The 14,188-nt window shown below is 68.0% G+C and carries 11 protein-coding genes; 8 read left to right on the plus strand and 3 right to left on the minus strand.

All coding sequences use genetic code 11. The features are described 5' to 3' along the window. Positions 1-54: 54 nt before the first annotated feature. Complete coding sequence (gene eccB, locus C1A30_RS11300; RefSeq protein ID WP_101948422.1) at positions 55-1,413, plus strand: type VII secretion protein EccB; 1,359 nt, start codon at positions 55-57, stop codon at positions 1,411-1,413. On the opposite strand, the gene mycP is transcribed toward eccB, so the two are convergent. Together mycP and eccD are read right to left on the minus strand one after the other, a co-directional pair. Continuing rightward, positions 1,378-2,739, minus strand: coding sequence for a type VII secretion-associated serine protease mycosin (mycP, locus tag C1A30_RS11305; protein ID WP_101948423.1), 1,362 nt, complete (start codon positions 2,737-2,739; stop codon positions 1,378-1,380). The genes eccB and mycP overlap by 36 nt on opposite strands. After that, a complete protein-coding gene (gene eccD / locus C1A30_RS11310) occupies positions 2,736-4,043 on the minus strand; it encodes a type VII secretion integral membrane protein EccD (protein ID WP_160112733.1) in 1,308 nt (435 codons plus the stop codon). The genes mycP and eccD overlap by 4 nt, the downstream gene beginning before the upstream one ends. 108 nt (positions 4,044-4,151) lie before the next feature. Here eccD and eccCa point away from each other — a divergent pair, with 108 nt between their 5' ends. From eccCa to C1A30_RS11330, 4 genes are all read left to right on the plus strand, one after another. Next, positions 4,152-7,802: a type VII secretion protein EccCa gene (gene eccCa, locus C1A30_RS11315; protein ID WP_101948425.1), complete on the plus strand. Its 3,651-nt coding sequence runs from the start codon at positions 4,152-4,154 to the stop codon at positions 7,800-7,802. A 38-nt stretch (positions 7,803-7,840) separates the two neighbouring features. After that, complete coding sequence (locus tag C1A30_RS11320) at positions 7,841-8,899, plus strand: type VII secretion-associated protein (RefSeq protein WP_160112734.1); 1,059 nt, start codon at positions 7,841-7,843, stop codon at positions 8,897-8,899. Between the two features lie 85 nt (positions 8,900-8,984). After that, complete coding sequence (locus C1A30_RS11325; RefSeq protein ID WP_101950128.1) at positions 8,985-9,308, plus strand: WXG100 family type VII secretion target; 324 nt, start codon at positions 8,985-8,987, stop codon at positions 9,306-9,308. Between the two features lie 11 nt (positions 9,309-9,319). Beyond that, positions 9,320-9,616: a WXG100 family type VII secretion target gene (locus tag C1A30_RS11330; RefSeq protein WP_067794458.1), complete on the plus strand. Its 297-nt coding sequence runs from the start codon at positions 9,320-9,322 to the stop codon at positions 9,614-9,616. A gap of 67 nt (positions 9,617-9,683) precedes the next feature. Here the strand turns inward: C1A30_RS11330 and C1A30_RS11335 are convergent, their stop codons facing one another. Next, the gene (locus C1A30_RS11335) at positions 9,684-9,845 is read right to left on the minus strand and encodes an excalibur calcium-binding domain-containing protein (RefSeq protein ID WP_369974119.1); all 162 of its coding nucleotides are present in this window, start codon (positions 9,843-9,845) and stop codon (positions 9,684-9,686) included. 238 nt (positions 9,846-10,083) lie between these two features. On the opposite strand from C1A30_RS11335, the gene C1A30_RS11340 reads away from it, so the two are divergent. From C1A30_RS11340 to adhP, 3 genes are all read left to right on the plus strand, one after another. Next, on the plus strand, positions 10,084-11,352 hold the full coding sequence (locus C1A30_RS11340; protein ID WP_101948428.1) for a GAF domain-containing protein: 1,269 nt from the start codon (positions 10,084-10,086) through the stop codon (positions 11,350-11,352). Positions 11,353-11,447: 95 nt separating this feature from the next. Further along, the gene (adh, locus tag C1A30_RS11345; protein ID WP_101948429.1) at positions 11,448-12,971 is read left to right on the plus strand and encodes an aldehyde dehydrogenase; all 1,524 of its coding nucleotides are present in this window, start codon (positions 11,448-11,450) and stop codon (positions 12,969-12,971) included. 52 nt (positions 12,972-13,023) lie between these two features. Next, positions 13,024-14,085, plus strand: coding sequence for an alcohol dehydrogenase AdhP (gene adhP, locus C1A30_RS11350; protein ID WP_101948430.1), 1,062 nt, complete (start codon positions 13,024-13,026; stop codon positions 14,083-14,085). The last annotated feature ends 103 nt before the right edge of the window (positions 14,086-14,188 follow it).

The raw sequence follows: 14,188 nt of genomic DNA on the forward strand, positions 1-14,188 counted from the left end.
AAATCGTGACCCGAGGCCCCTGCGGCCGACGCTAGGCTGGCTGCTGGGGGACTGATGGCTGGGCACTCGACGAAGCTGCAAGTCAGCGGGTACCGGTTTCTGCTGCGCCGGTTGGAGCACGCGTTGGTGCGCGGTGACATCCGGATGGCCGATGATCCGATTCGCGCACAATCGCTTTCGTTCACCGCGGGCGGTGTGATCGCGGCGATCATCGCCGCGGTCTGCGTCGTGCTGGCGTTCCTTCGCCCGCCGGGTACGCTCGGCGACGCGCAGATCGTGATCGTCCGCGAATCGGGTGCGTTCTACGTGCGGGTGGGCGACCTTGTGCATCCCGTGCCGAACCTCACCTCGGCCCGGTTGATCGTAGGCGCCCCGGCGAATCCCGAGGCGGTGAGCGCTACGGCCGTCGACAACGCCAAGCGCGGCCCCCTGGTCGGCATCCCGGGCGCGCCCGCCGGAGTTTCCGCACCGCTGCGTGGCGACGAATCAGGCTGGGCTGTCTGCGACGAGAAATCCAGGACCACCGTGGTCGCCGGACCATTGTCGGGCAGTGCGACTGCTGGCGTCCTGGTCACGCCGCGGTCCGAAAGCGCGGCGACCACCTATCTGCTGTACGGCGGGTGGCGCGCCCAGGTGGATCTGCGCGACCGCGCGGTCGTGCGGGCCCTGCGGCTGGACGGCGTTGTCCCGCGCCCCGTTTCGCCCGCGCTGCTGGACGCGACGCCGGAGGCGCCACCTCTGCGGGCACCCCGTATCGCTGGGGCGGGCTCACCGAGTCCGGTGCGCGGAATGCCGGTTGGAACGGTCGTGCGGATCATCCGCGCCGATGCCGAGGAGCATTACGTCCTGCTTGCCGAGGGCGTGCAGCGCATCAGCCAGGTGGTCGCGGACCTCATCCGGTTCGCCGACTCTCAGGACGATCGGGACATCGCCACCGTGTCACCCGATTCCATCGCGGCGCTGCCCATTCTCGACACGGTGGCTGTCGCAGACTTCCCCGAGCGCACTGGGGTGTCCGATGGGGCCATCGTGTGTACGCGGTGGCAGCCCGGCGCGGCAGGAGCCGAATCCAGTGTGGTGTCGGTTGATTCGCTGCCGATAGGCGCGATGTCCCTGGCGCAGGCTGATGCGGAGGGCCCGTCCGTTGACGCGTTCGCGATGACGCCGGGCCGCAGTGCGTACGTGCGGGCGACCGGGGTCGGCGGCGAAGGGACGAATTCCGGTGCGCTGTACTACGTCAACGACTCAGGTGTTGTCTTCGGCCTTGCCGACGAGGACACCGCGGAGCACATCGGTCTGGGCGGTGCGCCCGTGCCCGCGCCGTGGCCGGTGCTGTCGTGGTTGCCGCGTGGACCCGAACTGAGCAAGAGCGCCGCATCAGTCGAGCGGGACAGCATCGCGGGATCGCCGTAGCCGCGCCGTCGCCGCCGTCATCGCAATCGTCGCCGCGGACACAGCGAGACAGACCGCGGCACCGCCGACGGCGAATCCGAAATCCCGACCGTCGTCAGGCCGTGCGGAGGGGTGCGACAGGGGCCGCTCGAGATGCTGGGTGCGCGGGGACGTCGCGCCGGTGCTGAGCGCCGCGAGCGCGTCGACGACGCCGTGTCCGACGACAGGATCCCATCCGGATGCCGGGCGACGCGCGGTCGTCTCGATGCGCCGCATGATTTGTCGCGCCGTCAATTCGGGCGCCCGTGACCGCATGAGCGCGACGATGCCGCTCACCACCGGCGCCGCATAACTGGTACCCGAGATGGGCGTCGGGTCACCGGATGTGGTCATGCTGCTGATCAGACCCTCACCGTCCGGGTCCAACGAGACGACGCCTTCGCCGGGCGCTGCGACGTCCACCCATGGGCCGGCCAGGCTGAAGGACGAGGGCGTCCCGTCGGGGTCAACCGAACCGACGGTCAACACGTAGTCGTCGTACCAGGCGGGGCTGACCACCACGCTGACGTGATCCCAATCCGCTTGGCCGGGCCGCGCCGGATTCTGCGTGGGGCATTGGCCTGCGCCGCCGACATTTCCGGCGGCGGCCACCACGACAGCGTTCTTGACATCGACGGCGTAGGCGAGCGCAGCGCCGAGCGGACGGTCGTCCAATCCACCCTCGGCGGACAGGCATGCGACCGACGACACGTTGATCACGGTGGCTCCCAGGTCGGCGGCGGTGCGGATGGCGCGGGCGAGTGTGTCCACGTCGCCGAATCCGCTGCCGGTCGGATCGTCGGTGGCGCGAAACTTGTTGCTGGACTGACGGATGCTGATGATGGTGGCGTCGGGTGCCACCCCGCTGAAGTCCGATCCGTCGGGATCGGGTTCCGCGCCGATGATTCCCGCGACCACCGTGCCGTGCCCATCACAGTCCACGGTGCCGTCTGAGGTGTTCACGTAGTCGCCGCCGGGGATGAGGTGGGGGAGCAATCGGTGTCGGGTGACGCCAGTGTCGATGACCGCCACGGTCTGCCCCGCGCCGCGGCTCAACCGCCAAAGCTGCTGCAGGTTCAACCCTTCCAATTGTCGGGCCTTCAGGCCGGCTTCCTGCGTGGGGGCCGCGGTCGCGCACCGCTCCCGCTGCTCCGTCGGCAGTGGCGGCGTCGGCGGTCCTGGCTTGGGCAGCATCGAATCGTCGACCGCGGGCGGCGTGACCGCGACTGCGGCAGGTGCGGTACCCACCGGCATGCCGACCAGCGCGCACGCGGTGCACAGCCGTGCGATCCGATCGACCAGTGTCATGACAGGCTGAGCGCGCGGATCAACGAGTAAGCGCCACCGACCCAGCACGCGGTGGGAACCACGGCGGCAAGCGCGGCATACTCCAGCACGTCGACGGTGCGGCGGACAAGAGGATTAGCTGCCGCAGACGGGCGACAGAGCATGGCGGCCACCGTCACCGCGGCCAGTAGGCATACCCACTGCGCGCGGTGCGGCGCCACAGCAACGACGATTGCGCAGCCGGCGGTGAAAGACACTGCGCCGCACACGATGAGGCCAGCGCGGCGGACGACGTCGATGTGCGTGCGTGCCCGCAACGCCAACACCAGCGCGACCACCAGTGCGAAAACGGCGGCACTCGACCGGCGCTCGGGAATGCTGTCCAAGACGACGAGTCCGGCACCGACCGCTGTCGCAGCGGCCGACCCGACGACCAGCCCCGTCAGCGCGCGCTGCGCGGCACGTGCTCGGGGTTCGACGGTGTGATCGTCTCCTGCATCGGGATCGCCAAGGCGCGGCGTCAAACCCGTTGCCGCAATGGATAATCTGGGCGCCACCCCGAGTGTGACCAGTGCCGACGTCGCGAGCACCGCGCCCGTCGCGGAGACCGGGATCGGCCCGGCTACACCGCACGCCGCGGCCACACTGGTCAGGGTGCCCGTCGTGGCCGTTGCCGACAGCAAGACGTCAGCGCAGTCAGCGACGCGCCGAAGCAGGATGGACACGGTGGCTGCGAGGGCCGATGCGAGTAACAGCCTGGCGGGCAGCGGAGAAGAGGGAACGGCGAGTAGACCCGCGGCGGTGCCGAACATCACGGCGATGGCGGCCAACACGGCACCGCGAAGCGGATCGCGCCGCAGCATCACCGCGCCGACCGCTGCCCCGGTGGTAGTGATGCCTGTGGCGACGACGTGGCCGACCGCATCGCCAGTGAGGCCGCCCCACATCGATGCCGCGACACCGAGCAGCGCCACGCACAGAGACGCCGCCGCGGTGGTGACATCGGCGGGTATGGTGTGCTGCTCGGCGGCCGCGGCGGTGAGCGCTTGGGCAGGCCCGTCGGGCAATTCCGCGGGCGGCGGGATGTCGGCGGCGGTCAGCAACAGCAGTTCGCCGTCGTGAACGGCGTTGTCGCGCAGGCTCATCGCCTCGTCCAACCGGGGCAGGCCGACCCGCGACAGATGCCATCGGCGCCCCTCGACCGACGCGCCGACGAGGTCGACCACGGCGGGCAGGAGCACGCCAACAGGCGCATCAGTCGGCAGCGCCAGATCTACGCACCGTGAGTCGTGCGCAACGGCCAACCGGCACATGGAATCAGGCATCACATCACCCCCCGGCCCTGACCGTAACGCGCGTCGGGCACCCGGGGACGCGGCAATTCGACGGCCTGTGGATGGAACCGAGTCGCCGTGTGCGGCGTCCATCAGACGATGGAGTTTTTCCGCGAGCCCCGACTGCCCGCACCACCGATGGCCGAAGGCGACCTCACGGTGGATCCGCCGCCCGCGCTTCCGAAAGCCGCACCGGCCAACGCCATCGCCCGGCTGCTGCCGGTGGCCATGCTCGTCGCGGCGGGCGGCATGATGCTGCTTTACTTCACGTCGGGCGGCGCGTCAGCGGGCCGCGGCCCGATGTTCATGTTCTTTCCGGCGATGATGGCCATCTCCGTCATCGGCTCACTGGCGTACAACGCCAGGACCGCCAACCACACGGCGCAACTCAACGACGACCGTCGAAGCTACCTCGAATACCTGGAGGGCCTGGACAGGACGCTAGCCGGAACCGCTGCCTCGCAGCATCATTCGCTGCACTGGACGTATCCCGACCCCGCCACACTGTGGACGCTGGTCGGCAGCCGACGAATGTGGGAGCGCAGCCGGCAGGATCCCGACTATTGCCAGGTCCGCATCGGCGTCGGCGAACAACCGCTGTGCACGACACTCATCGCGCCCCCACTGGGGCCGGTCGAGACGCAGGATCCGGTGACGTCAGCGGCGCTGGGGCGGCTGACGCGCCGCAGGGCGGTCGTCGCGGACGTGCCGGTCGTCGTGTCCCTGCGGACGGCGTCGGCGATGACGGTGGGCGCGGATCCCGACGTCGCCCGCGCATTGCTGCGCGCGATCGTCTGCCAGCTGGCCGTCTTGCACAGTCCCGACGACGTCCGGATCGCCGCGGTGGTGGCTCCATCGGCGGCAGCGGACTGGGACTGGTTGAAATGGCTTGCTCACCATCATCATTGGCGGCTGGCCGATGAACTGGGACCCTCAAGAATGACGTACCACAGTCTGCCGGAGGCCATCACCGCCTGCCGACCGCAGGACGAGGGTGCGGCGCCACACGTGGTGGTTGTCGTCGACGACGGCTCGGCGCCAATGATCGAACAGCCCTTCACCGATGGTCCGCGTGCGCACGTGGACGACAGCACGCGACTGGACGGGCTGACGGTTCAACAGGCGGCGCTGTGCGCCCGCCGGCTGGCGCCGCACCGGCACAGCTCGGACGACGCCGACCCGACCGCGACCATGGGCTGGCTCGATCTGATGGGCGTGCGCGAACTCGACTCCATCGGCCCCGCGGAACAGTGGAGTCAACCGCAGCGGCTGCGAGCGCCCATCGGCGTGTCCGAGCAGGGCGATCCGGTGGTGCTCGACATCAAGGAGGCGGCCAAGGGCGGTATGGGCCCGCACGGCTTGTGCGTCGGCGCCACCGGATCTGGGAAGTCGGAGTTCCTGCGCACCTTGCTCCTCGGCATGGTGGTGGCTCATCCGCCGGATGTGCTCAACCTGGTCCTCGTCGACTTCAAGGGCGGCGCGACGTTTCTGGGCATGGACCGGGTTCGGCACGTGTCAGCGGTCATCACGAATCTGGCCGAGGAGGCGCATCTCGTCTCACGGATGCGGGACGCGCTGGCCGGTGAGATGAACCGCAGGCAGGAAATGCTCAGGGCGGCAGGACGGTTCGCCAGCGTGGCCGACTACGAGCAGGCGCGCCGCCGAGGGCTCACGATGCCGCCGCTGCCTGCGTTGTTCATCGTCGTCGACGAGTTCTCCGAACTGCTTGCCCAGCATCCCGAGTTCGCCGATCTGTTCGTCGCGATCGGTCGGCTCGGCCGTTCGCTGGGCATGCACCTGCTGCTGGCCAGCCAACGCCTCGACGAAGGGCGGCTGCGCGGGCTGGAGAGCCACCTGTCCTACCGGGTGTGTCTGAAGACGTTCTCCGCCAGCGAGTCCCGAGCCGTGCTGGGCATCCCCGATGCATACCACCTGCCCAGCTCGCCCGGTGCCGCCTACTTGAAGACGGCCGACGGACAAACGATTCGCTTCCAGACCGCGTATGTATCTGCGCCAGAACGAGTGTCGCCACCACCCGGATCTGGTCCCTCGCCCGCACCGCAGGTGTTCACCGCGGCGGCCGCCGGTCCGGTGATGGCGCGGCCTGAGCGAGCACCTGCTGTGGGGCGTTCGCTGATGGATACCGTGTTGGATCGGATGGCCGACCACGGCGTGGCGGCGCATCGGGTCTGGCTGCCGCCGCTGCGAAAGTCGCCTGCACTGGACGCTCTGCTCGCCTGCGGGCCGGAGGAGCAGTCGCTGTCGGTGCCGATCGGCCTGATCGACGCCCCTTTCGACCAGCGGTATGATGTGTTGACGGCCGATTTGGCAGGCGCCGCAGGCAATGTGGCCATCGTCGGCGCGCCGCAATCGGGCAAGTCGACCGCGTTGCGCACACTGCTGACGGCCCTCGCCGCGTCCAACGACCCCTCGACAGTCCAGTTCTACTGCCTGGACTTCGGCGGCGGCGCATTGACATCGCTCGGCGCAATGCCGCACATCGGTGCAGTCGCAGGGCGGTCCGATGCCGAACTGTGCCGACGCGTCATCGCGGACATGGAAGCGGTGCTGCGCTCGCGAGAGGCACGGTTCAGGCGTGCGGGCATCGATTCGATCACCGATTACCGCAGAATGCGGCACGATGACGATCCATTCGGTGACGTGTTCCTGGTCGTCGACGGCTGGGCCACATTTCGGCAGGAGTTCGACGCTCTCGAACCGCGGGTCATCGGCATTGCCGCGCAGGGACTCTCGTTTGGTGTCCACCTGGTGCTGACGGCGACCCGATGGGCAGAGCTGCGACCGTCGCTGAAGGATCAGATCGGCACCCGCATCGAGCTGCGGCTCGGCGACCCCGCGGACTCCGAGATGGACCGCAGGCGGGCGCGCCAGCTCGGTGATCTGCCGCCGGGCCGGGGGATCACCCGCGACGGCAAGGAGATGGCCATCGCGACGCCCACTGCAGCCGTCGTCACGAATGCCGGGTCGGGGCGGCGCGCACCTCGCGTCGAGCTTCTGCCGTTGCAGGTGTCGCATGACTGCGCCGATTCTGGTGCGGAGATCGTCATCGGCATCGGAGAAGCCGAGTTGAAGCCGGTCGCGCTGGATCTCGTCGAACAGCCGCATCTGATCGTGTTGGGTGAGGCGGAGTGCGGTAAGACGGCGACGCTGCGGTTGCTGTGCCGAGAGATCATGCGCGTCAACGATTCCGGCCGTGCGCAGATCGAGATCGTCGACTTCCGCCGGACGCTGCTCGGTGCGGTCGAGTCCGATCACCTCAGTGGATATTCGATGTCGGCCGCGGCGTTGACGGCGCGTGTGGGTGCACTGCTCGAGCGATTGCGGGCGCGGATGCCGGACGAGGATGTGACGCAGCAACAACTGCGCACTCGCTCGTGGTGGTCGGGTCCGGAGATCTACCTCGTGGTGGACGACTATGACCTGGTGGCCGGTGCCACCGGGAACCCGCTGACGCCGCTCGCCGACTACCTGCCACACGCCAGGGACATCGGGTTGCATGTCATCGTGGCAAGGCGCTCGGGCGGCGCAGCCCGGGCGATGTTCGACCCGGTGTTGGCCCGGATGCGCGATCTCGGCTGCATGGGGCTGATGATGAGCGCAGGCCAGGACGAGGGTGTGCTGTTGGGTTCTGTCCGCCCGTCGGCGCAACCGCCGGGGCGGGGTACGTTGATCACCCGCGGACAGCCGGACCAACTGATTCAGGTCGCCTGGACCGATCCGCCGCGATGACCGCCGTGGTCGAAGTGGGGCCGGCAACTGTTCGAGGCGTGTGTTACCCACGCGCGCAATGCGTTTCGGCGGGCATCGAGGCCATCGACGATGATCTGGTGTTGATCGACGAGCATCCCGTCGACGTGGTGGAGGTGTGGCGGACGATCATGCGCGATGCCGTCGGCGGATCGGTCGACAGGGTCGTGTTGGTGTTCCCGACGTGGTGGCACTCGGTGCGGGTCGAGCGGGTGCGTGCGGCAGCCGAGACCGTCGCGAGCGACGTCTGCGTGATGCGGCGTGCGCAGGTGCTGCCCGATGACCGGACCGTACTGGTGGAGGCCGCACCGGAATTCGTCGTCGTCTCGGCGCCCTCGGGGGTGGTCGCGGTGGTCAATGACGTCGAGAGGCTTGCGGCGGCGATTCCACCGGGCGCCCGCGTCGTGGTGGACCTCTCGGAGGATCAGCATGCAATCGCTGATCGGTTGCGGCGTAATGGTGTTGACGTCACGATCGCCGCAGCGGACTGGATCGCAGACGCGCTGGCGGAGGATTTCGGGCAGGAGCAGGCGGATCAACCGAAACGCAGGCGCGGCGTGACGGCCGTCGTGGCCGGAACCCTGTTGACGGCCGCCGCGCTGTGCGGCGGGTATGTCGCGCGCCCCGATGCGCCCGCGCCCGCCGTTCCGACGACGCTGTTGGTCGAGGGGCGCCTCGGCGTGATGGTGCCCGCGCGATGGCCCGTCGAGCGCATCACCTCGGGCCCGGGATCGGCGCGGCTGCAACTCGTTTCGCCCGAGGACCGCAACCTGGCGCTGCACATCACGCAGTCACCGCTCGCGCCGCGGCAGTCACACCAGCAGGTCGAGGACGCCCTGCGACGAGCCTTGAGTGAGGCACCCGACGGCGTGTTCGCCGACTTCGAACCTGCGGGAGATCGAGCGGGCCGCGCCGTGCTGACGTACCGCGAGATCCGCGCGGACCGGCACATCGAGTGGTTCGTGGTGATCGACGAGTCCTTACGGATCGCGATCGGGTGCCAGAGCGCGCCGGGACGCGCGGCGGCGGTGCGAGAGGCCTGCGACGAGGCGATTCGATCCGCCCACGCGGTGTTTTGAAAGAAGTTTCCCGGTCGACGGAACCGGCGCCCGCCTGCGCGCGTCCAACCTTTCAGATCGGGCAAAACGACATGAAGGGATGCTGATGACGACACCTGGGGGTGGACCGCTCGCCACCGACTTCGACCTCATGTCGGCCGTCGCGGGCAGGACCGACAGCCGCAACGAGGAGATCCGGGCGATGCTGCAGTCGTTCATCGGCCGGATGAACAGCGTCGCGCCGTCGGTGTGGGGAGGGGTTGCCGCCGCGCGGTTCCGCGACGTCGTGGAGCGGTGGAACGCAGAGTCGATGAAGCTGCATGCGGCGCTCGGTCGGATCGCCGAAACCATTCGGTACAACGAACGCACGCTGCGGGAAGCCGGCGAAGGCCATTCGCATCAAATCGGCTCTGCCGCGAGCAACTTGTAGGGGCTCGACACATGGATCACGTGCTGACATACAACTTCGACGAGATCGAGTACGCGGTGCGCCAGGACATCCACGCGACGTCCGCCCGGCTGAATGCCGCGCTCGACGACCTTCGAGCGCAGATCGCGCCGCTTCAGCAGGTCTGGACGCGGGAGGCGGCCGAGGCCTACCGCATCGAGCAGACGCGGTGGGAACAGGCCGCCGCGGCGCTCAACGAGATCTTGGTCAACCTGGGTAACGCCGTGCGCGACGGCTCGGATGAGGTTGCGGCGACCGATCGCCGCGCCGCGAACGCGTGGGGCTACTGAGCGCCACCGTCATGAGGCTCTGTGCGGTCTCACCTGGAGGGGAGCCGGGTGGGACCGCACAGTCTCATCAGGACTCGCAGGCGATGCCGTCCTTGTCGCGATCGCCGCCCGGCCAGTAATCAGGGTCGCCCTGCGGGATGTCGTAGCGGCCGTCCGCGTGCGCCTGCGAGCAGTTTGCGTACGGACCACTGGCATTGACGATCGGCGCGGCACCGATGGCGGCCGTCAAGCAAATGAACCCTGCAGCGATGAAGACACGAAACATTCGAACTCCGTTGTGATCTTGAACTTCGGGGAGACGGTCCAGGAAACTCCGGAGACGTCACAACGGAAGCTAGTTTGATTCCCTCGGCAACGAATCAGGTGTTTCCCTACGTTTGCTGGAAACCGCAGGCCAAAAGGCACTGCACGGCACTTAGAAGATTGGGTTATCGTGGCCGCCACGCGTGCGAGGAGCGTGATCGCCGGTGGGAATCTCGAAGACGCCGGGCGGCCGGGCGTCGACCCGTCTGTCGCCTTCGTCGTTGCGCGCCGTCCATGAACTCTTCGTCTCCGGCCAGGTCGATCTCGACTGCACGCCGGTGCGCCCCGTGGTCGCCGACAGTTGGCGACGCAGCCTGGCCACTGGTGTCGACCCCGACATCCCCGGCGCCAGGCCCGCCGCGCAGGTCGCGCTTGATCGCATGCGCGCTTGTCATCCGCTCGCCCCCGCCCTACCCGTCATCCGCCGTCTTCTGGTCAACGACGCCGCAGACGCCGGTGTCGTCGTCGCCGTCTCGGCGGCCGACGGCACCCTGCTCTGGGTGGAGGGCGACCTCAGGGCCTGCCGCAAGGCCGAGCGGATGAACTTCGTGCCCGGCGCCGACTGGAGCGAAAGCGGCGCGGGCACCAACGCACCAGGGACGGCGCTTGCACTCGACGCTGAACTGCAGATCCGCGGCACCGAGCACTTCTCCCGAATCGTCCAGCCGTGGAGTTGCACCGCGGTGCCGCTGCACGACCCGGCCACCGGGATACTCATCGGTGCCATCGATCTCACCGGCGGCGCCCAGGTCGCGTCGCCGCAGACGCTCGCCTTGGTCCGCGCGACCGCCGTCGCCGTGGAGAACCACCTCGCGCTGTTACAGCTCAATCAGCCGACCTTCGACGTGCGGACCGCCGCGCGGCTGACGGTGCTCGGCGTCAACCGGCCGCGCTGGCGAACCGAAACCGGCACCACCACCCTGACTGGTCGGCACGCCGACATTCTGGTGCTGCTCAGCCGCCACCGCGAAGGGCTGAGCGCTGATCACCTCGCGATGCTGCTCGACGACAAAGACCTCGACGTGGTGACGGTCCGCGCCGAGATGTCGCGGCTGCGCCGCGTCATCGGAGCCGACTACATCGACTCCCGGCCGTATCGTCTGCTCAAGCCGGTCGCCAGCGATTACGACGACGCTTGCGACGCCGTACACGCCGGCGACGTCGACCGCGTACTGACGCACTACACCGGTGAGCTGCTGCCGCAGTCGGTGTCGCCCGGAATCGCGCGGCTGCGCACGGAGCTCAGCGCGAGCGTGCGCGGCGCGGTCCTGGCGTCGGGAAACCTTGTGCTGCTTCGGCGTTGGCTCGATCTGCCGGAGGGGCGCGACGACCAGGACTGCTGGCGGGTGCTGTACAACCATGCCGCGCCGGGCTCCGCGATGCGGTCCGAGGCCCGCGGTCGCCTCGCCGGGTTTGATCTGGACCTGGCGTAGCCCGCGCCGGTTGCAACGTCGTGCAACCGTGCTGCAACGGTCGCAAACTTACCTTCAGTGACGTCCGACACACTCACGTCGCGAGGAGGAATTCCATGACCGTGTACGCACGACCGGGGACTGAGGGCTCGGTGATGAGCTTCCGATCCCGGTACGGGAACTACATCGGCGGCGAGTGGGTTGCGCCCACGGCAGGCCGCTACTTCGAGAACGCCAGTCCGGTCACCGGTCAGCCGTTCTGCGAGATCCCCCGTTCCGACGAGGCAGATATCGAGAAGGCGCTCGACGCCGCGCACGCGGCCGCGCCGGCCTGGGCCAAGACGACCGCCGCGGAGCGGGCGGTGATTCTCAACAAGATCGCCGACCGCATCGAGCAGAACCTGGAGTCGATCGCTGTCGCCGAGTCATGGGACAACGGCAAGCCGGTGCGCGAGACGCTGAACGCTGATATCCCGTTGGCCATCGACCATTTCCGGTACTTCGCGGGCGCAATTCGCGCGCAGGAAGGGTCGCTGTCGCAGATCGACGACGAGACGGTGGCCTATCACTTCCACGAACCGCTGGGTGTGGTGGGCCAGATCATTCCATGGAACTTCCCGATTCTGATGGCTACGTGGAAGCTTGCGCCCGCTATCGCCGCCGGAAATGCCGTGGTGCTCAAGCCGGCCGAGCAGACGCCCGCGTCGGTGCTCCATCTGTTCTCGTTGATCGGTGACCTGCTGCCGCCGGGTGTGGTCAACATCGTCAACGGCTTCGGCCTCGAGGCGGGCAAGCCGCTGGCGTCTTCGAAGCGGATCGCCAAGATCGCGTTCACCGGTGAGACCACCACCGGCAGGCTGATCATGCAGTACACATCGCAGAACCTCATCCCGGTCACGCTGGAACTAGGTGGCAAGAGTCCGAACATCTTCTTCGCCGATGTCCTTGCGCACAACGACGACTATCAGGACAAGGCGCTGGAAGGGTTCACGATGTTCGCCCTGAACCAGGGCGAGGTCTGCACCTGCCCGTCGCGCAGCCTGATCCAGGCCGATATCTTCGACGAGTTCCTCGAACTGGCTGCGATCCGTACCAAGGCTGTCCGGCAGGGTGATCCGCTGGACACCGAGACGATGATCGGTGCCCAGGCTTCCGAGGATCAGATGGAGAAGATCCTGTCGTATATCGAGATTGGCAAGCGCGACGGCGCGAAGCTGGTCACCGGCGGCGAACGGGCCGAGCTCGGCGGCGACCTGAGCGGCGGATATTACATCGCCCCAACGGTTTTCACCGGTGACAACAAGATGCGCATCTTCCAGGAGGAGATCTTCGGACCGGTGGTCGCGGTGACATCGTTCACCGATTACGACGACGCGATCGACATCGCCAACGACACGCTGTACGGCCTCGGTGCCGGGGTGTGGAGCCGCGACGGCAATGTCGCGTACCGCGCGGGTCGCGACATCAAGGCGGGCCGGGTGTGGACCAACTGCTACCACGCCTATCCGGCGCACGCCGCGTTCGGCGGCTACAAGCAGTCGGGCATCGGCCGAGAGACCCACAAGATGATGCTCGACCACTACCAGCAGACCAAGAACCTGCTTGTCTCCTACAGCAACAAGGCCCAAGGCTTCTTCTAGGCCGGGACCAAAGACCCTTCAAAGAACCGGCTTTCACGATTGGAATATTGAAATGACACAGACCATTGGCGCGCCCGCCGCGCCCACGAGCACCGATAGCATGCGTGCCGCCGTCGTCACCGAATTCGGTGCACCGCTACAGGTCGAAGAGCTCGAGCTGCCCACGCCCGGGTACGGCGAGGCCCTCGTCAAACTCGAGACCTCCGGTGTGTGCGACACCGATCTCCATGCGGCACACGGAGATTGGCCCGTCAAACCGCAACCGCCGTTCGTCCCAGGGCACGAGGGCTACGGCACCGTCGTCGCGGTCGGCGACGGCGTCGACGACCTCGTGGTCGGCGACAAGGTGGGCAATGCCTGGCTCTGGTCGGCTTGCGGCACTTGCGAATACTGCCGCACCGGGTGGGAAACCCTGTGCGAGAGCCAGAAGAATGGCGGCTACAGCGTCAACGGCAGCTTCGGCAGCTACATGCTGGTGAACGCCGCGTATGCGGCACGCATCCCGGAGGGCGCCGACCCTCTCGAGGTGGCGCCGATCCTGTGTGCGGGCGTCACCGTCTACAAGGGCCTCAAGGTGACCGACACCCGTCCCGGTCAGTGGGTGGCGATATCGGGTGTCGGCGGGCTGGGCCACGTTGCGGTGCAGTACGCCCGCGCGATGGGCCTACGGGTGGTGGCCATCGACATCGACGACGCGAAGCTCGCGCTGGCCACCCGGCTCGGCGCGGAGGTCGCCGTCAACGCCCGGACGTCCGACGTCGTCGCCGAGGTGCAGAGGGCCACGGGCGGCGTGCACGGAGTGCTCGTCACGGCCGTGCACCCGCAGGCGTTCGGTCAGGCGATCGGGTTGGCGAGGCGCGGCGGCACGATCGTGTTCAACGGCCTCCCGCCCGGCGACTTTCCGGCGCCGATCTTCGACATCGTGCTCAAGGGTCTGACGATCCGAGGGTCGATCGTCGGTACCCGCCAGGACATGGCCGAGGCGCTGGACTTCTATGCCCGCGGCCTGATCCACCCGACCGTGGAAAGCGCGCGTCTCGATGACATCAACGAGGTGTTCGGCCGGATGGAGCGCGGCCAGATCGACGGTCGCATCGTCATCGACTATCGGTGATTGCGTTTTGACCTGCGAGGACGCCCGCAGGTAAGCTGCTCCGGTTGGCGTGCGGTGACGCACGGGTCCTCGGGTCAATGTCGGTCGCCGAGGGATTCCCACC

It is taken from the genome of Mycobacterium sp. 3519A (genome assembly GCF_900240945.1).
Lineage (GTDB): Bacteria > Actinomycetota > Actinomycetes > Mycobacteriales > Mycobacteriaceae > Mycobacterium.